19 protein-coding genes are annotated in these 20,399 nt (G+C 71.4%); 10 read left to right on the plus strand and 9 right to left on the minus strand.

Features of this window, described 5'->3' with window-relative positions; translation table 11 throughout:
* Positions 1-35 precede the first annotated feature (35 nt).
* The 5 genes from sufC to BBH68_RS01720 all read right to left on the minus strand — a co-directional run bounded on the left by sufC (position 36) and on the right by BBH68_RS01720 (position 4,627).
* Positions 36-803, minus strand: coding sequence for a Fe-S cluster assembly ATPase SufC (gene sufC, locus BBH68_RS01700; RefSeq protein ID WP_065958401.1), 768 nt, complete (start codon positions 801-803; stop codon positions 36-38).
* Positions 804-810: 7 nt separating this feature from the next.
* Positions 811-1,134, minus strand: a complete 324-nt coding sequence (locus tag BBH68_RS01705) for a bifunctional 3-phenylpropionate/cinnamic acid dioxygenase ferredoxin subunit (RefSeq protein ID WP_065958402.1) — start codon at positions 1,132-1,134, stop codon at positions 811-813.
* Positions 1,131-2,300 (minus strand): Fe-S cluster assembly protein SufD, encoded by a 1,170-nt coding sequence (gene sufD, locus BBH68_RS01710; RefSeq protein WP_065958403.1) that lies wholly within the window; start codon positions 2,298-2,300, stop codon positions 1,131-1,133. Before sufD ends, BBH68_RS01705 begins: the two co-directional genes overlap by 4 nt.
* A gap of 84 nt (positions 2,301-2,384) precedes the next feature.
* Positions 2,385-3,806: a Fe-S cluster assembly protein SufB gene (sufB, locus tag BBH68_RS01715; protein WP_065958404.1), complete on the minus strand. Its 1,422-nt coding sequence runs from the start codon at positions 3,804-3,806 to the stop codon at positions 2,385-2,387.
* A complete protein-coding gene (locus BBH68_RS01720; RefSeq protein WP_079150733.1) occupies positions 3,803-4,627 on the minus strand; it encodes a helix-turn-helix transcriptional regulator in 825 nt (274 codons plus the stop codon). The genes sufB and BBH68_RS01720 overlap by 4 nt, the downstream gene beginning before the upstream one ends.
* A gap of 287 nt (positions 4,628-4,914) precedes the next feature.
* Between BBH68_RS01720 and BBH68_RS01725 the strand changes: the two genes are divergently transcribed.
* From BBH68_RS01725 to BBH68_RS01745, 5 genes are all read left to right on the plus strand, one after another.
* Positions 4,915-5,841: an ABC transporter ATP-binding protein gene (locus BBH68_RS01725; protein WP_065958406.1), complete on the plus strand. Its 927-nt coding sequence runs from the start codon at positions 4,915-4,917 to the stop codon at positions 5,839-5,841.
* Positions 5,838-6,611 (plus strand): ABC transporter permease, encoded by a 774-nt coding sequence (locus BBH68_RS01730; protein ID WP_065958407.1) that lies wholly within the window; start codon positions 5,838-5,840, stop codon positions 6,609-6,611. Before BBH68_RS01725 ends, BBH68_RS01730 begins: the two co-directional genes overlap by 4 nt.
* Positions 6,612-6,629: 18 nt before the next feature.
* Positions 6,630-7,415 (plus strand): AraC family transcriptional regulator, encoded by a 786-nt coding sequence (locus BBH68_RS01735; protein ID WP_065958408.1) that lies wholly within the window; start codon positions 6,630-6,632, stop codon positions 7,413-7,415.
* Between the two features lie 208 nt (positions 7,416-7,623).
* A complete protein-coding gene (locus BBH68_RS01740; RefSeq protein ID WP_065958409.1) occupies positions 7,624-8,796 on the plus strand; it encodes a 4-hydroxybenzoate 3-monooxygenase in 1,173 nt (390 codons plus the stop codon).
* Between the two features lie 142 nt (positions 8,797-8,938).
* Entirely contained in the window at positions 8,939-9,925 is a 987-nt protein-coding gene (locus tag BBH68_RS01745) for a COX15/CtaA family protein (protein WP_065958410.1), read from the plus strand.
* Here BBH68_RS01745 and BBH68_RS01750 read toward each other — a convergent pair.
* The 3 genes from BBH68_RS01750 to BBH68_RS01760 all read right to left on the minus strand — a co-directional run bounded on the left by BBH68_RS01750 (position 9,889) and on the right by BBH68_RS01760 (position 12,606).
* Positions 9,889-11,082 (minus strand): amidohydrolase, encoded by a 1,194-nt coding sequence (locus tag BBH68_RS01750; protein WP_079150734.1) that lies wholly within the window; start codon positions 11,080-11,082, stop codon positions 9,889-9,891. The genes BBH68_RS01745 and BBH68_RS01750 overlap by 37 nt on opposite strands.
* 153 nt (positions 11,083-11,235) lie before the next feature.
* Complete coding sequence (locus BBH68_RS01755; RefSeq protein WP_065958411.1) at positions 11,236-11,640, minus strand: hypothetical protein; 405 nt, start codon at positions 11,638-11,640, stop codon at positions 11,236-11,238.
* Positions 11,641-11,664: 24 nt separating this feature from the next.
* Entirely contained in the window at positions 11,665-12,606 is a 942-nt protein-coding gene (locus BBH68_RS01760; RefSeq protein ID WP_065958412.1) for a heme o synthase, read from the minus strand.
* Between the two features lie 290 nt (positions 12,607-12,896).
* On the opposite strand from BBH68_RS01760, the gene tkt reads away from it, so the two are divergent.
* From tkt to pgl, 5 genes are read left to right on the plus strand one after another with little or no spacing between them, the layout of a single operon-like run.
* Entirely contained in the window at positions 12,897-14,975 is a 2,079-nt protein-coding gene (tkt, locus tag BBH68_RS01765) for a transketolase (RefSeq protein ID WP_065958413.1), read from the plus strand.
* 44 nt (positions 14,976-15,019) lie between these two features.
* Positions 15,020-16,162 (plus strand): transaldolase, encoded by a 1,143-nt coding sequence (gene tal / locus BBH68_RS01770; RefSeq protein ID WP_065958414.1) that lies wholly within the window; start codon positions 15,020-15,022, stop codon positions 16,160-16,162.
* Positions 16,163-16,168: 6 nt separating this feature from the next.
* Positions 16,169-17,704 carry a glucose-6-phosphate dehydrogenase gene (gene zwf, locus BBH68_RS01775; protein ID WP_065958415.1) on the plus strand — a complete coding sequence of 512 codons (1,536 nt, stop codon included), beginning with the start codon at positions 16,169-16,171 and terminating at the stop codon, positions 17,702-17,704.
* Positions 17,701-18,891, plus strand: a complete 1,191-nt coding sequence (gene opcA / locus BBH68_RS01780) for a glucose-6-phosphate dehydrogenase assembly protein OpcA (protein WP_065958416.1) — start codon at positions 17,701-17,703, stop codon at positions 18,889-18,891. The genes zwf and opcA overlap by 4 nt, the downstream gene beginning before the upstream one ends.
* Positions 18,888-19,670, plus strand: coding sequence for a 6-phosphogluconolactonase (gene pgl / locus BBH68_RS01785; protein WP_076971062.1), 783 nt, complete (start codon positions 18,888-18,890; stop codon positions 19,668-19,670). The genes opcA and pgl overlap by 4 nt, the downstream gene beginning before the upstream one ends.
* A gap of 120 nt (positions 19,671-19,790) precedes the next feature.
* On the opposite strand, the gene BBH68_RS01790 is transcribed toward pgl, so the two are convergent.
* The coding region (locus BBH68_RS01790; RefSeq protein WP_483855349.1) for a glucose-6-phosphate isomerase at positions 19,791-20,399 on the minus strand (609 nt) is incomplete at its 5' end.

Raw genomic sequence — 20,399 nt, forward strand, 5'->3', positions numbered from 1 at the left:
CGAATCCCTCGCCGCCGAAGCGGCCGCGGTCGTCGTCACTCACTCGTGGAGCCGCCCTTCACATAGGCCTCGTAGCCCTCTTCCTCCAGCTTGTCCGCGAGCTCCGGGCCGCCCGACTCGGCGATCCGGCCGGCCGCGAACACATGGACGTGGTCGGGCTTGATGTACCGCAGGATGCGCGTGTAGTGGGTGATCAGCAGGGTGCCGACCTCGCCGCTCTCCCGGACGCGGTTGACGCCCTCGGAGACCACGCGCAGCGCGTCGACGTCCAGACCGGAGTCCGTCTCGTCGAGGATCGCGATACGGGGCTTCAGCAGCTCGAGCTGGAGGATCTCGTGGCGCTTCTTCTCACCGCCGGAGAAGCCCTCGTTGACGTTGCGCTCGGCGAAGGAGGGGTCGATCGAAAGGCGCTCCATGGCCTCCTTGACCTCCTTCACCCAGGTGCGCAGCTTCGGCGCCTCGCCGCGGATGGCGGTGGCCGAGGTGCGCAGGAAGTTGGAGACGGAGACGCCGGGGACCTCCACCGGGTACTGCATGGCGAGGAAGACGCCCGCGCGGGCCCGCTCGTCGACGGACATGGCCAGCACGTCCTCGCCGTCCAGGGTCACCGTGCCGCCGGTGACCTGGTACTTGGGGTGGCCCGCGAGCGAGTACGCCAGCGTGGACTTGCCGGAGCCGTTGGGGCCCATGATGGCGTGGGTCTCGCCCTGCTTCACGGTCAGGTCGACCCCGCGCAGGATCTCGCGGGGGCCGCCTTCGGCCTCGACGGAGACGTGCAGGTCGTGGATCTCAAGCGTTGCCATGGGTGCCTCAGGACTCCTGGGTGACGGAGACGAGCACGTCGTCCCCTTCGATCTTTACGGGGTATACGGGGACGGGGCGCGTCGCGGGGAGGCCGGACGGCTTGCCGGTGCGCAGGTCGAAGCTGGAGCCGTGCAGCCAGCACTCGATCTGGCAGTCCTCCACCTCGCCCTCGGACAGCGAGACGTTCGCATGCGAGCAGATGTCGTTGACCGCGAAGACCTCGCCCTCGGTGCGCACCAGCGCGACCGGCACGCCGTCGAGCTCCACCCGCTTGGGGGTGTCCTCCTCCAGCTCGCTCAGCGCGCAGGCGCGTACGAAGGTCTGGCTCATGCGACGGACGCCTCCAGCTCGGCCTCGATCTTGGCGATCAGGCGCTCCTCCAGCTCCGGGAGGCCGATCTGCTGGACCAGCTCGGCGAAGAAGCCGCGGACGACCAGGCGGCGGGCCTCGTCGGCGGGGATGCCGCGCGCCATCAGGTAGAACAGCTGCTCGTCCTCGAAGCGGCCGGTCGCGCTGGCGTGTCCGGCGCCCACGATCTCGCCGGTCTCGATCTCCAGGTTCGGCACGGAGTCGACGCGCGCGCCGTCGGTCAGGACGAGGTTGCGGTTGAGCTCGTAGGTGTCGGTGCCCTCCGCGGCGGCGCGGATCAGCACGTCGCCGATCCAGACCGCGTGGGCGTCCTTGCCCTGCAGCGCGCCCTTGTAGGCCACGTTGCTGCGGCAGTGCGGGGTGTCGTGGTCGATGAAGAGCCGGTGCTCCTGGTGCTGGCCGTTGTCGGTGAAGTACAGGCCGTAGAGCTCGGCCTCACCGCCCGGGGCGCCGTAGATGACCCGCGGGTGGAGGCGCACCAGGGTGCCGCCGAAGGTGACGACCACGGACTTGAACGTGGCGTCGCGGCCGACGAGCGCGGTGTGCTGCCCGGCGTGGACGGCGGTGTCGTCCCAGTCCTGGATGGAGACGACGGTGAGCTTGGCGCCGTCGCCGACCAGGAACTCCACGTTGGCCGCGAGCGTCGCGTCGCCGGTGTGGTCGATGACCACGACGGCCTCGGCGAAGGCGCCGACCTCCACGACCTGGTGGCCGAAGGCGGTGCCGCCCTCGCCGTGCACGGAGATCCGCACGGGCTCGGTGAGCACGGTCTCCTTGGCGACGGAGACCACCGAGGCCTTCTCGAAGGAGCTGTACGCCTGAGCCGCGACCCGGTCGACCGGCTTGCCCGCCTTGCCCACACGCGGGTCCGTGCGGTCCACGGTCTCGACGGTGACGCCCTCGGGGGCGCTCACGTCGACCCGCAGCCCGCCGGTGGCCTTGGCGGTGCCGTCGTGCAGACCGCGCAGGCGCTCCAGCGGGGTGAACCGCCACTCCTCCTCACGGCCGTGTGGCACCGGGAAGTCGGCCACGTCGTACGACGCGATGGCGCCGACCCTCGCGTCGGTGGGCTGGCCCACCTGGATGGCACCGTCCGTGGTGGATCCGGCCGGAATGGTTTCAGCCATGGCAGCTGTACAGCTCGCTTTCTCGTGACGTACCTCGGCCCTCCCTGGGGACGGCCGCCGCGGGTATCGGGGGAGGCGCCGGCGTCAGCCGACCGCGCCTTCCATCTGCAGCTCGATCAGCCGGTTGAGCTCCAGCGCGTACTCCATGGGAAGCTCGCGCGCGATCGGCTCGACGAAGCCGCGCACGATCATCGCCATGGCCTCGTCCTCGGACAGGCCGCGGCTCATCAGGTAGAAGAGCTGGTCGTCGCTGACCTTGGAGACGGTCGCCTCGTGGCCCATGGACACATCGTCCTCGCGGACGTCCACATACGGGTAGGTGTCCGAGCGGGAGATGGTGTCGACCAGCAGCGCGTCGCACAGCACATTGGACTTGGAGCCCTCCGCGCCCTCGCCGATCTCGATCAGACCCCGGTAGGAGGTGCGGCCGCCGCCGCGCGCCACCGACTTGGAGACGATGTTGGACGAGGTGCGGGGCGCCATGTGGACCATCTTGGCGCCGGCGTCCTGGTGCTGGCCCTCGCCCGCGAAGGCGATCGACAGGGTCTCGCCCTTGGCGTGCTCGCCCATCAGGTAGACGGCCGGGTACTTCATGGTCACCTTGGAGCCGATGTTGCCGTCGACCCACTCCATGGTCGCGCCCTCGTAGGCCACGGCGCGCTTGGTGACCAGGTTGTACACGTTGTTCGACCAGTTCTGGATGGTCGTGTAGCGGCAGCGGGCGCCCTTCTTGACGATGATCTCGACGACCGCGGAGTGCAGCGAGTCCGACTTGTAGATCGGCGCGGTGCAGCCCTCGACGTAGTGGACGTACGCGTCCTCGTCGACGATGATCAGCGTCCGCTCGAACTGGCCCATGTTCTCCGTGTTGATCCGGAAGTAGGCCTGGAGCGGGATCTCCACGTGCACGCCCTTCGGCACGTAGATGAAGGAGCCGCCGGACCACACCGCCGTGTTCAGCGAGGCGAACTTGTTGTCGCCGGCCGGGATCACCGAGCCGAAGTACTCCTTGAAGAGCTCCGGGTGCTCCTTGAGGCCGGTGTCGGTGTCCAGGAAGATGACACCCTGCTCCTCGAGGTCCTCACGAATCTTGTGGTAGACGACCTCGGACTCGTACTGCGCGGCGACACCCGCGACGAGGCGCTGCTTCTCGGCCTCCGGGATGCCCAGCTTGTCGTACGTGTTCTTGATGTCCTCGGGCAGCTCTTCCCAGGAGGCGGCCTGCTGCTCCGTCGAGCGCACGAAGTACTTGATGTTGTCGAAGTCGATGCCGGACAGGTCCGAGCCCCAGGTCGGCATGGGCTTCTTCTCGAAGAGCTTGAGGCCCTTCAGGCGGAGCTTCAGCATCCACTCCGGCTCGGACTTCTTCGCCGAGATGTCGCGGACGACGTCCTCCGAGAGGCCGCGCTTGGCGGAGGCACCGGCCACATCGGAGTCGGCCCAGCCGTACTCGTAGTTGCCCAGCCCCTCGAGCTCGGGGTGAGCGGTCTCCGTGGGGAGAGTCATTCGGGGTTCCTCCCGGCCGTGCTGGCAGATGCTGTGGTGGTCTTGGTCGTGCTGGACGTTGTGCTGGAAGTCTTGCTGGGGGGCGTCTTCTCGGCCCTGCCGGTCCCGGGGATGAAGGTCGTGCACACCCCGTCGCCATGGGCGATGGTGGCCAGACGCTGCACATGAGTCCCGAGCAGCTGGGAGAAGACCTCGGTCTCCGCCTCGCACAGCTGCGGAAACCGCTCGGCCGCGTGGGCGACCGGGCAGTGGTGCTGGCAGAGCTGTTCGCCGACCGGTGCGCTTCGCGCCGTAGCAGCGTACCCGTCCGCGGACAGTGCGCGGGCGAGGGCTTGGGCCCGGGACTGCGGCTCCGCGGCCTCGACGGCCTCGCGGTACGCCGCGGCCTGGGCGGCCAGCCTGGCGCGCGCGAAGGCGGCGACCGCCGCCCGGCCCGGCTCGCCGCCGCCGGCGCTCTGCTCGATCCAGCGCAGGGCGTCCACGGCCAGCTTGTCGTACGCCTGGTCGAAGGCGTCCCGCCCGCAGTCGGTGAGCGCGAAGACCTTGGCCGGGCGGCCGCGGCCCCGCGCCCCGTACACCCTCTTCTCGCGGGGCTCGACGACGCCGTCGGCGACGAGGGTGTCGAGGTGGCGGCGCACGGCCGCCTGGGTCAGCTCGAGCCGCAGGGCCAGCTCGGCCGCGGTGGACGGGCCGTGGTCGAGGATGGAGCGGGCCACCCGGTTACGGGTGCCGTGCTGCTCGTCGGGCGCGGGCACCGGCACGGCAGATCGCGCGGTCTGCTCGACCGCGCGTCCCGCCGGAGCTTCGCTCGCGTATTTCACAACGCCATTGTTGCGTAATTCTCCGGGGAGGCACAAGCGAGGCCCCGCCCGGACCCCGGTGGAGTGCGTCACTAAGGCACACCTAAGCCTGCCTGCGCGAACACCTGCCCGGGCGCCTGCCCGAGCACCTGTGCGAGCACCTGCCCGGGAGCCCCGGGGCCACCTGCGGAAACGTGCGGGAGACGGCCCGGGAGACGCCGGGAAGATGTCCCTGGAGACGTCCAGGCAGACGTCCGGGCACCGCCCTGCCCGCCGGCAGCCGCCGAGCGCTTCGTAGACTGCCGGACATGCGAGAAGAGCCCGCGGTCGACATCGTCGGCCTCGTCAAGCGGTACGGCTCGAAGACCGCCGTGGACGGGCTCGACCTGTCCGTCGCGCGCGCCGCCGTGACCGCCGTGCTCGGCCCCAACGGGGCAGGCAAGACCACCACCGTCGAGGTCTGCGAGGGATACCGGCGGCCCGACGCCGGCACGGTCCGCGTCCTCGGCCTCGACCCCGTCACCGAGGCGGCGGCGCTGCGCCCCCGGATCGGCGTGATGCTGCAGTCCGGAGGGGTTTATTCCGGAGCGCGCGCAGAAGAGATGCTGCGCCACACCGCGGGCCTGCACGCCCACCCCGTGAACGTCGACCACCTCATCGAGCGGCTCGGCCTCGGCTCCTGCGGCCGCACGCCCTACCGGCGGCTCTCCGGCGGCCAGCAGCAGCGCCTGGCGCTCGCCATGGCCGTCGTCGGCCGCCCCGAACTGGTCTTCCTCGACGAGCCCACCGCCGGACTCGACCCCCAGGCCCGGCGCGCCACCTGGGAACTCGTGCGCGACCTGCGCCGGGACGGCGTCACCGTCGTACTGACCACCCACTACATGGACGAGGCCGAGCAGCTCGCCGACGACGTCGCGATCGTGGACGGCGGCAAGGTGATCGCCCAGGGCAGCCCCGAGCAGCTGTGCCGCGGCGGGGCGGAGAACACCCTGCGCTTCACCGGACGCCCCGGGCTCGACCTCGCCTCGCTGCTCAAGGCGCTGCCCGCCGACTCCACGGCCGACGAGCTGACGTCCGGCTCGTACCGCGTCACCGGCAAGATCGATCCGCAGCTGCTGGCCACCGTCACCTCGTGGTGCGCCCAGAACGGCGTCATGCCGGACCGGATCTCGGTCGAGCGGCACACCCTGGAGGACGTCTTCCTCGAGCTGACTGGCAAGGAGCTGCGCGCGTGACCGCCACGGGAACCTTCACCCCCCAGCCGGGAGCCGCCCCGCTGCCCCGCATGATCCGCTCCCAGGCGGTCCTGGAGACCCGGATGCTGCTGCGCAACGGCGAGCAGCTGCTGCTGACCGTGATCATTCCGTCCCTGCTGCTGGTGCTCTTCAGCACCGTCGACATCGTCGACACCGGCTCCGGCGGCAAGGCCGTGGACTTCCTCACCCCCGGCGTCCTGGCCCTCGCCGTGCTGTCCACGGCCTTCACCGGCCAGGCCATCGCCACCGGCTTCGAGCGGCGGTACGGCGTCCTCAAGCGGCTCGGCGCCTCCCCGCTGCCCCGCTGGGCCCTGATGACCGCCAAGACCTGCTCGGTGCTGGTCACCGAGGTGCTGCAGGTCGCCCTGCTGACGGTGATCGCGCTCGCCCTGGGCTGGTCCCCGCACGGCAACCCGCTCACCGTGGCCCTGCTGCTGCTCCTCGGCACGGCCGCGTTCTCCGGCCTCGGCCTGCTGATGGCGGGCACCCTCAAGGCCGAGGCGACCCTCGCCGCCGCCAACCTCGTCTTCCTGCTGCTGCTCGTCGGCGGCGGGGTGATCGTCTCCCTGGACAAGTTCCCGGACGCGGCGCGCGGCGTGCTGGAGCTGCTGCCCGTCTCCGCCCTCTCGGACGGCCTGCGGGACGTGCTGCGGGACGGGGCCGGGGTGCCGTGGGGCGACCTGGGGATCCTGGCGGTGTGGGCGGTGCTCGGGCTCGGGGCGGCGGCGCGCTTCTTCCGCTGGGAGTAGCGGCTTCCACGTGGCCTCATGACCGTCCAGCGCCCCGCGGACCCGACGCCGTCCGCCCCGGATGCGAGACCGCTCCAAGGCGCCGCGTGGCTGCCCCACGGCTACCGGCTCGCTCCCCACACGCATGCCGAGGGGCAACTCGTCTATGCCGCCTCCGGTGCGCTCGCCACCGCCACGGAACGCGGAACGTGGGTCGCTCCGGCCAACCGCGTCACCTGGACGCCCCCGCACTTCGCGCACTCCCACCGCTTCTACGGCCGGACCGACGCACGCCTCGTCCACGTCCCGCTCGAACTGTGCGCACACCTCGTGGACCACCCCAGCGTCTTCGCGGTCAGCCCGCTGCTGCGCGAAGCGCTCCTCGCGCTCACCGACCGCCCCGAGCGGCGCCCCGGTGCGCACCGGCGGCTGCTCACCGTCGTCGTGGACGAGCTCGTCGACGCCGCCGAGCACTCCCTCCACCTGCCGGAAGCCAACGACGACCGGCTCCGCGCCGCCACCGCGCTCCTGCACGAGGACCCGGCCCAGCTCACGACGCTTGCCGAACTGGGCCGCAGGGTGGGGGCCGGGGAACGCACGCTGAGCCGCCTGTTCCACACCGAGCTGGGCATGAGCTTCCACCGCTGGCGCACCATCCTGCGCATCCACCACGCGCTGGCCTTCCTCACCGACGGGATGTCGGTGACGGAGACCTCGGTGGCGTGCGGCTGGTCCAACCCCTCCAGCTTCATCGACGCCTTCACCGAAGTCGTCGGTCAGACGCCCGGCCGCTACCAGGCCGGACTACGCCACCACCTCTCCTGACCGCCGGCGCCCGCGCGGCCCAGGCGCCCCGCGACAGCCTCGTCCCCAGGTTGGCGGGTTTCCGGTATTCGCTGTCCATTCACCGGTGGTGTGCACGGCAGGGGTCGTCGGAGGGTGGTGACGACGCCGCACCACCCGGGCCACGCCGCCGGTGGTGGCCCTGCGGCGAACCGGTCCACCGCCCTGAGCTACGGAGGCTCGCACACCCATGCCCACGACCCACGAGGACACGGCAGTCGTCATCATCGGAGCCGGCGTCGCCGGCCTGACCGTCGGCAATTTCCTGCTGCGCCACGGCATCGACTGCGACGTGCTGGAGAAGCATCCCCGCGCCTACGTCGAGCAGCGCCAGCGCGCCGGGACCGTCGACACGTTCGGAGTGCGCATGTTCCGCGAGTGGGGCCTGGAGGAGGTCCTGGCGGGCGACCCGATTTCGCACAGCGAGGGCGGCTTCTACATCGACGGCCACGCGATGCCGATCGACATGGACGAGGACGCCGACGAGAGCTTGTACTGCCCCCAGCAGGTCCTTGTACGCAACCTCACCGAGGTCTTCCTGCGCGAAGGCGGCGACCTGCGCTACGAAGCCGCCGACGTCACCCTGGAGAACCTCACGGGAAGCCACCCTGTCGTGCGCTACCAGGACGCCGAAGGATCGGCCCGGGCCATCGGCTGCGACCACATCGCCGGCTGCGACGGCTTCCACGGCGTGTCCCGCCGTAGCATCCCCACCACGGCACTGACCGAGTACTCCCACGAGTACGGCTACTCCTGGCTCAGCGCCCTGGCCGCCGCCCCGACCAGCCCGTCCGGCATGGCGATCCACGAACTGGGCCTGGCCGGCATGATCCCCCGCGGCCCCGGGGCCAGCCGCATCTACCTCCAGTGCGCGGTCGACGACACCCCCGAACAGTGGCCCGACGAGCGCGTCTGGAGCGAGCTGGAAGCCCGCTTCGGAACCCCTCCCTCGCGCGGCGAGATCCTTTCCAAGCAGATCGTGCCGCTGCGCGGCGTGGTGTTCGACCCGATGAGCTACGGCAGGCTGTACCTCCTCGGCGACGCCGCCCACATCGTCCCGCCGATGAGCGCCAAGGGCATCCACCTCGCCCTGCACGACGCGGAGGTCTTCGCCCGCGCCGTGATCCGCCACGCCGAGGAAGGCGACTCCAGCCTCCTCGCCGGCTACTCGGAGACCTGCCTGCCGCACATCTGGAACTACCAGGCGTTCGCCACGTGGATCACGGACACCATGCACAACGCCGGATTCACCGGCTTCGAGGGCGAGTTCAAGAGGCAGATCGCCCGCGCCGAGCTCCAGCGCCAGTTCGCCTCGGCCTCGGCGAACAAGCTGTTCAGCGAGCTCACCGCCGGAACGAACTAGTCCGCGCCTTCTTCGCGAGGTGTGGGGGGAGTCGCTCGGCAACGCCCCCCACACCCCCTCGTGCTGCCACATTCCGGGGGAGCGACTCCCCCCACACCCCCCTCGTGAAAAGCTGCACAAGCACCCGCCTACGATGGGACGCGTGCCGAATTCGCTGAATCCGTTCGAGCTGATCGCCCGACGCTGGCAGCCCTCCGCGCGCTTTGTGGAGCGGGCCGCGCTGGCCACCGTGGTGATGGCCGTGGTCATCGTCGTCACCGGCGGCGCGGTGCGGCTGACCGAGTCCGGGCTGGGTTGTGACACCTGGCCCAGGTGCACCTCCGGGAGCCTGACGCCCACCGCCGACATGGGCATGCACGGCGCCATCGAGTTCGGTAACCGCATGCTGACGTACGTGCTGTGCGTGTTCGTGGGCCTGCTGATCATCGCGGCCCGGGCCCGCACTCCGGTGCGTCGCTCCCTCACCCGGTTGGGCTGGGTCCAGTTCTGGCTCATCATGGGCAATGCCGTCATCGGCGGCATCATCGTGCTCACCGGCCTCAACCCGTACATCGTCAGCTCCCACTTCCTGCTGTCCACCGCGCTCCTCACGGTCGCGATGGCCGTCTGGCAGCGCTCCCGCGAGGGCGACGGCGCGCCGCGCGACCTGGTGGCCCGCCCGGTGCGCCAGATGACCTGGCTGCTGGTCGGCGCGACCCTGGCGCTGATCCTGATCGGCACCGTGGTCACGGGAGCCGGTCCGCACGCCGGTGACGCCCGTGAGGTGCACCGGATCCCGCTGGACTGGCAGGAGATCACCCAGCTTCACGTGGACTTCGTCTACATCGTGCTGGGCCTCACCGTCGCCCTGTGGTTCACGCTGCGCGCCGTGAATGCCCCGGCGGCCCAGCGCCGTGCGGTGCTCGACCTGCTGGCCGTGCTGCTCCTCCAGGGTGCGATCGGATACGTCCAGTACTTCACACACCTGCCCGAGGTGGTCGTCGGCATCCACATGTTCGGGTCCTGCCTGGTGTGGATCGCGGTCCTGCGGGTGTTCTTCGCGCAGCGCGAGCGGGCCGAGCTGCCCGCGCCGGTCCCCGCCCCCGCCCCGGCTCAGCCCGTCGCCGAGCCCGCCGGGTCCAGCCGGTAGATCCGGCGCGCGGTCCCGGCCGCGACGAGCGCGGCGATGCGCCGCGCCTCGGGCCGGGTGCACACGCCGTCGGCGACCCACTCGGCCGCCAGCCGCGCCATCGCCCGCGCGAACAGCCGGGCGCCGGTCACATACAGCTCGGGCAGCGCCCGCGCCCCGGTCGAGAACAGCAGCTTGCCGAACGGCGCCTCGGCGAGGGTCTCCCCCGGCCGGGGCCCCGCGTCCGCGTAGACGTGCGCGAAGGCCGCGGCCAGCTGGGCGGCACGGCGGTGGTGGGGCCGGGCGGGCAGCAGCACCAGATCGGTCCCGCCGCCCGCGGTGGCGCGCAGAAAGCCCGCGAGCGCCTGCGGGTCGCCACAGTGGAGCTGCACGGGCAGGCCGGTCGCGACGGCGCACCACAGCAGGTGCTGGAGCAGCGCGGGCTCGGCGAGCCGGGCCCGTTCCCGTACGCACCCGCCGAGCCAGCGGTCGGCCGCCCGCCGCACCTCCCGGGGGTCCGGCGGGGTCTCGTCGCAGAAGGTGACGCCCACGGCGAAGGCGGTGGCGTGCCCGGCCGCGGCGTACAGGGCCTCGGCGGTGTCGCGGATGAACGAGTCGACCGAGCCGGAGGATTCCGCGGCCTCCCGGGCCAGCGGCTCCAGGCGGACCACCTCGTGGACCGGGCCGTCCGCGGCCGTGGCGAACTCGGCGGCGGAGGTCAGCTCTCCCGGCGGCCCCGACTCCAGAAGGAAGGTGCCGATGCCCGCGCCCCGCAGCAGCAGCCGCGAGGCGCGGTAGGCGCCCAGCTCACGCCGCCGGGCCAGATAGCGGACGGGGGCGCAGTGGGCCTCCAGGCCGAGCAGCGGGGGGCACCAGCGGCGCACCGCCAGGCCGGTCCAGCTGTCGAAGAAGGTGGTGCCCGGGGGTGCGGGGGTGCCGGACCCGACGGCGGCGGCGAGGTGCGCCTCGAACGTGCCGAGGCCCAGCTCGCCGTGGAGCGTGCCGTGGCTGTGCTGGTCCACGAGGGGCGGCAGCGCGTTCGCCCAGGCCTCCCGCGCGAGCCGCCCCCGCCCGGCGGCGAGCGCGCCTTCGGTTTCCTCCGGTACGCCCGAGGGGACCAGGTCGGCCGACGTGCCCGTCGCCTCGTCCTTCACCGCCGCCTCCTCGCCGTCGGGCATCGAAGGGCTTAACGGGCGAAACGGTATGAGGTGTCGCCGGGCCCGCCCCCGAGCCTGGCCCGCACCGGCCGCCGTCGGCAAGACCGCCCCCGGCGGCGGCCAGGGGCGGAGCGGGGCGGGACCCGGCGCGCGGGACCTCGGCCGTGGTGCGGGTTACGCGTTGCGGGGGCCGCCGAGCTGGATGCCGGCCATGCGGGTCCACTCGTACGGCCCGGTGCGGACCTTCGCGGCCAGCTCGCCGTCGAAGTCCTCGCGCAGGGTGATCCCCGCGGCCTCCGCGGCGCGGCGCGCCGTGTCGTACGAGGGAGCGACCAGGGTGCCCCAGTCGCCGCCGGCCCCGACGAGGGCGACGCGGACGGTGCCGCGGCCGATGTGGGCCAGCTGGCCCTCGGCGCTGCCGCCGTGGCGCTGGGCGAAGGCCGTCATCTGGCGGGCGAGCCGCTTGGCCGCCTTGTCGGCCTTCTTGTCCGTGCCCGACGCGGTCCCGCCCGACGCGGTCTCGCCCGACGCGGTCTCGCCTGCCCGGTCCTCCGGGTCCGTCTGCGTGGTGTCTGCCATGAGGCCGATGCTACCGGCCGGTAATCATCGCAGGAAGGGATCCACGGCGACGGCGACGAACAGCAGCGACACATAGGTGATGGACCAGTGGAACAGCCGCATCTCCTTGAGGCCAGGCCCGGTGACCCCGGCCTTGGCGCGCGCCTGCAGCGCGTGCGCCTCCTTGAGCCAGAACGCGCCCAGCGCCGCGGCCACCACGGGGTAGAACCAGCCGGTGTAGCCCAGCGGCCACAGCAGCAGCGAGACGATCACCATCACCCAGCTGTAGAGGACGATCTGCCGGGCGACCGCCTTGTTGCCCGCGACCACGGGCATCATCGGCACGCCCACGCGCTCGTAGTCGTCCTTGACCTTCATCGACAGCGGCCAGTAGTGCGGCGGCGTCCAGAAGAAGATGACGAGGAAGAGGATCGCCGCGGCCCAGGAGACCGAATCGGTGACCGCGGACCAGCCGATGAAGACCGGCATGCAACCGGCGATGCCGCCCCAGACGATGTTCTGCGCGGTACGCCGTTTGAGCCACATCGTGTAGACGACGACATAGAAAGCCAGCGCGCCGAGCGACAACATCGCGGACAGCGGGTTGACCAGGAACCAGAACCACGCCGTGGACCCCACCGTGAGGGCGGAGGCGAAGACCAGGCACTCGGCCGGCGAGACCATGCCGGTCACCAGCGGCCGCTGCGAGGTGCGGGCCATGAGCGCGTCGATGTCGCGGTCGTAATACATGTTGAACGCGGCCGCGCCGCCGGCCGACATATAGCCGCCGACGCAGGTGGCGAGCACCAGCCACAGATCCGGTACGCCCCCGGCGGCCAGGAACATCACCGGCACCGTGGTCATGAGCAGCAGCTCGATGACACGCGGCTTGGTCAGTGCCACGAACGCCTTGACGCGGGCACCGAACGGCCGGTGGCTCTGGCTCGTATCGAGCACCCCCGCAGGACGGGAATCGACGGCCGTCACGCACACCCCTGGTAGAAGCAAGAACCAGCAAGCACCGGACATGAAGAGCCGGTAAAGACTTGCGCGTACCACGCCACTCTAGACGCCCGCGATACTCCGCCCGCCGCCGGGGTCGGCTCGTGTTCACGGTGGTCACGGCGGTCGAGGGAATGCCGCATCTCCGGCATTCGTTCCCCTGATGTCGGGTACTCGCCCGAAAAGATGACCGTTCTTCCAGGGGTAGGCTCGACAAAGCCGGTGTACGCATCGTCACCGGATATCGACATTGTGGAGAGGAGCCCTGACTCAGGGTGAGCACGAAGCCGACTACCACAGACCTCGAGTGGACCGATGTGGACCAGCGCGCCGTGGACACGGCCCGTGTCCTGGCCGCGGATGCCGTGCAGAAGGTCGGCAACGGCCACCCCGGCACCGCCATGAGCCTGGCCCCCGCCGCGTACCTGCTCTTCCAGAAGCTGATGCGGCACGACCCGTCCGACACCGGATGGGTGGGCCGTGACCGGTTCGTCCTCTCCCCCGGTCACACCTCGCTGACGCTGTACGTGCAGCTGTACCTGGGCGGCTTCGGTCTGGAGCTGGAGGATCTGAAGTCGTTCCGCACCTGGGGCTCGCTGACCCCGGGCCACCCGGAGCACGGCCACACGGCGGGCGTCGAGACCACCACCGGTCCGCTGGGCCAGGGCATCGCCAACGCGGTGGGCATGGCGATGGCCGCCCGCTACGAGCGCGGCCTCTTCGACCCGGAGGCGCCCGAGGGCTCCTCCCCCTTCGACCACACCATCTGGGCGATCGTCTCGGACGGCGACCTGGAGGAGGGCATCTCCGCCGAGGCCTCCTCGCTCGCCGGCCACCAGAAGCTCGGCAATCTGGTCGCGCTGTACGACGACAACCACATCTCGATCGAGGGCGACACCGCGACCGCCTTCTCCGAGGACGTGCTGAAGCGCTACGAGGCGTACGGATGGCACGTCCAGCGCATCGAGCAGGGCGCCAACGGCGACTTCGACGTCCACGCGCTGTACGCGGCGCTGAAGGCGGCGCAGGCGGAGACCGAGCGCCCCTCGATCATCGCCGCCCGCACCATCATCGCCTGGCCCGCCCCGAACGCGCAGAACACCGAGGCCGCCCACGGCTCGGCGCTCGGCGCCGACGAGGTCGCGGCCACCAAGCGCGTCCTCGGCTTCGACCCGGAGAAGCACTTCGAGGTCGAGGAGTCGGTCCTGGCCCACACCCGCTCGCTGGCCGACCGCGGCCGCGAGGCCCACGCCGCCTGGGACAAGAAGCTCCAGGAGTGGCGGGACAACAACCCCGAGCGCGCCGCCCAGTTCGACCGGATCATCGCCGGTGAGCTGCCCGAGGGCTGGGACAAGGCGATCCCGGTCTTCGAGCCCGGCAAGGACGTGGCCACCCGCAAGGCGTCCGGCCAGGTCCTCAAGGCGCTCGGCGGGGTGCTGCCCGAGCTGTGGGGCGGCTCCGCCGACCTCGCCGGCTCGAACAACACCACCATCGACGCGTCCTCGTCCTTCCTCCCGAAGGACAACCCGCTGCCGGAGGCCGACCCGTACGGCCGTACGGTCCACTTCGGCATCCGCGAGCACGCCATGGGCTCGACCATGAACGGCATCGCGCTCCACGGCAACACCCGTATCTACGGCGGCACCTTCCTGGTCTTCTCCGACTACATGCGGCCCGCCGTCCGCCTCGCCGCCCTGATGAAGCTCCCCGTCACCTACGTGTGGACGCACGACTCCATCGGCCTCGGCGAGGACGGCCCGACCCACCAGCCGGTCGAGCACCTGAGCGCGCTGCGCGCCATCCCCGGCCTGAACGTGGTCCGCCCGGCCGACGCCAACGAGACCGCCATCGCCTGGCAGGAGATCACCCGGCGCCACACCGCCAAGCCGGCTCCCCACGGCATCGCGCTGACCCGGCAGAACGTGCCGACGTACGAGCCCAACGAGAACGCGGCCAAGGGCGGCTACGTCCTGGCCGAGGCCGAGGGCGGCACCCCGCGGGTGATCCTGATCGGCACCGGCTCCGAGGTGCAGCTCGCCGTCGAGGCGCGCGAGCGGCTGGAGGCCGAGGGGATCCCGACCCGCGTGGTCTCCATGCCCTCGGTCGAGTGGTTCGAGGAGCAGGACCAGGCGTACCGGGACAGCGTGCTGCCGCCGTCGGTGAAGGCCCGCGTGGCCGTCGAGGCGGGGATCGGCCTGACCTGGTACCGCTTCGTGGGCGAGGCCGGCCGCATCGTCTCGCTGGAGCACTTCGGCGCCTCCGCCGACTACAAGGTGCTCTACCGGGAGTTCGGCCTGACCGCGGAGGCCGTCTTCGACGCGGCCCGCGCGTCGCTCGAGACCGCCGAGCGCTGACGCCGTATACGACCTTGTAGCGACGAGTAGGAGATGCAATCCCGATGACAGACGCACTCAAGCGGCTGGCCGACGAAGGCGTCGCGGTCTGGCTCGACGATCTTTCGCGCAAGCGCATCACGTCCGGCAACCTGGCCGAGCTGATCGACCAGAGCCACGTGGTGGGCGTGACCACCAACCCGTCGATCTTCCAGAAGGCGATCAGCGGCGGCGACGGCTACGACCAGCAGCTGGCCGACCTCGCGGCCCGCAAGGTCACCGTCGAGGAAGCCATTCGCATGATCACCACGGCGGACGTCCGGGACGCCGCCGACATCCTGCGGCCGGTGTACGACGCCACCGGCGGCCAGGACGGCCGGGTCTCCATCGAGGTGGACCCGCGCCTGGCGCACAACACCCACGCCACCGTCGCCGAGGCCAAGCAGCTGGCCTGGCTGGTGGACCGGCCCAACACCTTCATCAAGATCCCGGCCACCCGGGCCGGCCTGCCCGCGATCACCGAGGCGATCGGCCTCGGCATCAGCGTCAACGTCACGCTGATCTTCTCGCTGGAGCGCTACCGCGAGGTGATGGACGCCTACCTGGCCGGTCTGGAGAAGGCCAAGGCCGCGGGTCTCGATCTCCAGAAGATCCACTCGGTCGCGTCCTTCTTCGTGTCCCGCGTGGACACCGAGATCGACAAGCGCCTCGACAAGCTCGGCACCGACGAGGCCAAGGCGCTGCGCGGCCGGGCCGCCCTGGCCAACGCCCGCCTCGCGTACCAGGCGTACGAGGAGGTGTTCGGCTCCCACGACAAGTCGACCCCGCCGTCGGAGCGCTGGGCCGCCCTGGACCGGGCGAACGCCAACAAGCAGCGCCCGCTGTGGGCCTCCACCGGCGTCAAGGACCCGGACTACAAGGACACGCTCTACGTGGACGAGCTGGTCGCGCCGGGCACGGTGAACACCATGCCGGAGGCCACCCTGGAGGCCGTCGCCGACCACGGCCAGATCGCCGGCGACGCGGTCCACGGCACGTACGAGCAGGCCAGGGCCGATCTCGACGCGCTGGAGCGCCTCGGTATCTCGTACGATGACGTTGTACAGCTCCTCGAGGACGAGGGCGTCGAGAAGTTCGAGGCGTCCTGGAACGACCTGCTGAAGTCCACTGAGGCGGAGCTGGGCCGCCTCGCACCTTCGGAGGCGTGAGAGACCTTGTCACTTTCCACGAGCGGAGCCAATCCGCTGCGTGACCCCCGGGACCGGCGGCTTCCGCGCATCGCGGGGCCGTCCGGCCTGGTCATCTTCGGCGTCACGGGCGACTTGTCCCGCAAGAAGCTGATGCCGGCCGTCTACGACCTGGCCAACCGCGGCCTGCTGCCGCCGGGCTTCTCGCTCGTCGGCTTCGCCCGCCGCGACTGGGAGGACGAGGACTTCGCCCAGGTCGTTCACGACGCGGTCAAGGAACACGCCAGGACCCCCTTCCGCGAGGAGGTCTGGCAGCAGCTCGCCGAGGGCTTCCGCTTCGTACCCGGCGAGTTCTCCGACGACGAGGCGTTCGACCAGCTGCGGGAGACGATCGAGGAACTCGACAAGGCGCGCGGCACGGGCGGCAACTTCGCCTTCTACCTGTCGGTCCCGCCGAAGTTCTTCCCCACCGTCGTCCAGCAGCTCAAGAAGCACGGCCTGTCCTCCGGGTCCGGCGACTCCTGGCGGCGCGCCGTCATCGAGAAGCCCTTCGGCCACGACCTGGCCAGCGCCCAGGAGCTCAACCAGGTCGTCCACGAGGTCTTCCGGCCGAGCGACGTCTTCCGGATCGATCACTACCTGGGCAAGGAGACGGTCCAGAACATCCTGGCGCTGCGCTTCGCCAACACCATGTTCGAGCCGCTGTGGAACCGCAGTTACGTCGACCACGTACAGATCACCATGGCGGAGGACATCGGCATCGGCGGCCGGGCCGGCTACTACGACGGCATCGGCGCGGCGCGCGACGTCATCCAGAACCACCTGCTCCAGCTCCTCGCGCTGACCGCCATGGAGGAGCCCATCTCCTTCGACGCGAACGCCCTGGTCACCGAGAAGCTCAAGGCGCTCAAGGCCGTCAAGCTGCCCAAGGACCTGGGCAAGCACACCGTGCGCGGCCAGTACGCCCACGGCTGGCAGGGCGGCAGCGAGGTGCCGGGCTATCTGGAGGAGGAGGGCATCGACCCCAACTCCAAGACCGACACCTACGCCGCGATCAAGCTGGAGATCGACAACCGCCGCTGGGCGGGCGTCCCCTTCTACCTGCGCACGGGCAAGCGGCTCGGGCGGCGGGTCACGGAGATCGCGGTGGTCTTCCAACGCGCCCCGTACTCCCCCTTCGACGCCACCGACACCCAGGAGCTCGGGGAGAACGCCCTGGTCATCCGGGTGCAGCCGGACGAGGGCGTCACCATCCGGTTCGGCTCCAAGGTGCCCGGCACCTCCATGGAGATCCGGGACGTGACGATGGACTTCGCCTACGGCGAGTCCTTCACCGAGTCCAGCCCCGAGGCGTACGAGCGGCTGCTGCTCGACGTCCTGCTCGGCGACGCCAACCTCTTCCCGCGCCACCAGGAGGTGGAGGAGTCCTGGCGGATCCTCGATCCGATCGAGGAGTACTGGGAGCAGCACGGCAAGCCCGAGCAGTACACGGCGGGCACCTGGGGGCCGAAGGCGGCGGACGAGATGCTCGCACGAGACGGACGGAGCTGGCGCCGGCCATGAACATCGATCTCACCGACACCACGTCAAGCCAGATCAACTCCGCTCTGGTCCAGGCGCGGCGGGCGGCGGGGATACCGGCCGTGGGCATGGTGCTCACCCTTGTCATCGTCACCGACGAGGGCAATCACTACGACGCGCTGAAGGCCGCGAGCGAGGCGTCCAAGGAACACCCGTCGCGCATCCTGGTCGTCATCAAGCGGCCGGGGCGCTCGCCGCGCGACCGCAGGGTCGCCCGGCTGGACGCCGAGGTGCGGATCGCCGGCGACGTCGGCACCGGCGAGACGGTGCTGCTGCGGCTGTACGGCGAGCTCGCCGGCCACGCCGAGTCGGTGGTGCTGCCGCTGCTGCTGCCGGACGCCCCGGTGGTGGTGTGGTGGCCGGAGGACGCGCCGGAGCACCCCAGCGAGGACCTGCTGGGCCAGCTGGCGACCCGCCGGATCACCGACGCCCAGGCCACCGAGGACCCGGTGGACACGCTCGGGCTGCGGGCCCGGACGTACACCCCGGGCGACACCGATCTGGCCTGGACCCGTATCACCCCGTGGCGCAGCGTGCTGGCCGCGGCGCTGGACCAGAAGCACTCGGCGATCACCTCCGCGGTGGTCGAGGGTGAGGCGTACAACCCGAGCAGCGAGCTGCTGGCGCTGTGGCTCGCCGAGCGGCTGCGGGTCCCGGTCCAGCGGCAGGTCTCGGACGGCCCCGGGCTGACCGCGGTGCGGCTGGAGACGGCCGACGGCGAGATCTGCCTGGACCGGGCCAACGGGTCGCTGGCCGAGCTGGCGATGCCGGGGCAGCCCGACCGGCATGTCGCGCTGCAGCGCCGTGAGAAGTCGGAGCTGATAGCGGAGGAGCTGCGCCGGCTCGACCCGGACGAGACCTACGCCTCGGCGGTGCGGTACGGGGTGAGCCGGCTCGGCAAGGGCGTGCTCGGAGCGGAGCGCGCGACGGCGCGGGCCGGGTCCGGCGGGGACAGCCGGTCGGGCGGGGCCCGCAAGGCCGCCCCGTCGAAGGCCCCCGCCGACAAGACCGCCGAGAAGACCGCTGACAAGAGCACCGACAAGAGCGCTGAGAAGAGCGACAGCGGGGACAACACCGGCGCCAAGGCGGCTCGCAAGGCAGCGGAGAAGACGGGGGACAAGGCAGCGGACAAGGCGGGGGACAGGACCGCCGGCAAGGCGGCGTCGTGACCGCTCCGCAGGTGGTCGTCCACCGCGACAAGGAGCTGATGGCGCAGGCCGCCGCCGCCCGCCTGATCACCAAGATCGTGGACGCCCAGTCCGCCCGCGGCTCCGCCTCGGTCGTGCTGACCGGCGGTCGCAACGGCAACGGCCTGCTGGCCGCGCTCGCCGGGGCACCGGCCCGGGACGCCGTGGACTGGTCGCGGCTCGACCTGTGGTGGGGCGACGAGCGGTTCCTCCCGGAGGGGCACGCGGACCGCAATGTCACCCAGGCCCGGGAGGCGCTGCTGGACGCGGTCGGTCTCGACCCGGCCCGGGTGCATCCGATGCCGGCCTCCGACGGCCCCTGGGGCGGCGATGTGGAGGCGGCCGCCGAGGCGTACGCCGAGGAGCTGGCCCGCGCCTCGCGGCCGGAGAACCACGGTGAGGCGCCGTCCTTCGACGTGCTGCTGCTGGGCGTCGGCCCCGACACCCATGTGGCCTCGCTCTTCCCGGAGCTGCCCGGGGTGCGGGAGACCGAGCGGACGGTGGTGGCGGTGCGCGGCGCGCCCAAGCCGCCGCCCACCCGGGTCTCCCTGACCCTGCCCGCGATCCGCGCGGCGCAGGAAGTCTGGCTGCTCGCGGCGGGCGAGGACAAGGCCAAGGCGGTGACGATCGCGCTCTCGGGCGCCGGGGAGATCCAGGCCCCGGCGGCGGGCGCGTACGGCCGCCGGCGCACGCTGTGGCTGCTGGACCGGGCCGCCGCGGCGGGCCTGCCGCGCGAGCTGTACCCGCCAGCGTCACCCTGACCGGCACCCATGAGACCGACCTGGACGGGCCGACTGGGAGAACCCCGGTCGGCCCGTCCGGCGTTGAGAGGCGTCCCGCGGCGTCTCAGCGCCCTACGGGGGTCAGCGCCCTACGGCGGGTCAGCGCCCGCGCAGCGAACGGTAGGTGGCGACGAGCGCGGCGGTGGAGGCGTCCAGGCCGGGCACGGCGGCGCCCTCGGTGAGCGCCGGTTCCACCCGCTTGGCCAGGACCTTGCCCAGCTCCACGCCCCACTGGTCGAACGAGTCGATGTGCCAGATCGCGCCCTGGACGAACACCTTGTGCTCGTACAGCGCGATCAACTGGCCGAGCACCGAGGGGCTCAGCTCGGCGGCCAGGATGGTGGTGGTGGGACGGTTGCCGGGGAAGGTCCGGTGCGGCACCAGCTCCGGCGCCACCCCCTCGGCGGCCACCTCCTCCGAGGTCTTGCCGAACGCCAGCGCCTGGCCCTGGGCGAAGAGGTTGGCCATCAGCAGGTCGTGGTGGGCGGCGAGCTTCGGGGGCAGGTCGGCCACCGGGTTGGCGAAGCCGATCAGATCGGCCGGGATCGTCTTGGTGCCCTGGTGGAGCAGCTGGTAGTAGGCGTGCTGCCCGTTGGTGCCGGGCGTCCCCCAGACGACCGGGCCGGTCTGCCAGCTCACCGGCCGGCCCTCGCGGTCCACCGACTTGCCGTTGGACTCCATGTCCAACTGCTGGAGGTAAGCGGGGAA

Source organism: Streptomyces sparsogenes, from assembly GCF_001704635.1.
Lineage (GTDB): Bacteria > Actinomycetota > Actinomycetes > Streptomycetales > Streptomycetaceae > Streptomyces > Streptomyces sparsogenes.

What these genes read in the sequence shown, in the direction of transcription:
- sufC (WP_065958401.1), bottom strand. Translation starts at nt 803, where the DNA reads ATGGCAACGCTTGAGATCCACGACCTGCACGTCTCCGTCGAGGCCGAA.
- BBH68_RS01705 (WP_065958402.1), bottom strand. Translation starts at nt 1,134, where the DNA reads ATGAGCCAGACCTTCGTACGCGCCTGCGCGCTGAGCGAGCTGGAGGAG.
- sufD (WP_065958403.1), bottom strand. Translation starts at nt 2,300, where the DNA reads ATGGCTGAAACCATTCCGGCCGGATCCACCACGGACGGTGCCATCCAG.
- sufB (WP_065958404.1), bottom strand. Translation starts at nt 3,806, where the DNA reads ATGACTCTCCCCACGGAGACCGCTCACCCCGAGCTCGAGGGGCTGGGC.
- BBH68_RS01725 (WP_065958406.1), top strand. Translation starts at nt 4,915, where the DNA reads ATGCGAGAAGAGCCCGCGGTCGACATCGTCGGCCTCGTCAAGCGGTAC.
- BBH68_RS01735 (WP_065958408.1), top strand. Translation starts at nt 6,630, where the DNA reads ATGACCGTCCAGCGCCCCGCGGACCCGACGCCGTCCGCCCCGGATGCG.
- BBH68_RS01740 (WP_065958409.1), top strand. Translation starts at nt 7,624, where the DNA reads ATGCCCACGACCCACGAGGACACGGCAGTCGTCATCATCGGAGCCGGC.
- BBH68_RS01750 (WP_079150734.1), bottom strand. Translation starts at nt 11,082, where the DNA reads ATGCCCGACGGCGAGGAGGCGGCGGTGAAGGACGAGGCGACGGGCACG.
- BBH68_RS01755 (WP_065958411.1), bottom strand. Translation starts at nt 11,640, where the DNA reads ATGGCAGACACCACGCAGACGGACCCGGAGGACCGGGCAGGCGAGACC.
- tal (WP_065958414.1), top strand. Translation starts at nt 15,020, where the DNA reads ATGACAGACGCACTCAAGCGGCTGGCCGACGAAGGCGTCGCGGTCTGG.
- opcA (WP_065958416.1), top strand. Translation starts at nt 17,701, where the DNA reads ATGAACATCGATCTCACCGACACCACGTCAAGCCAGATCAACTCCGCT.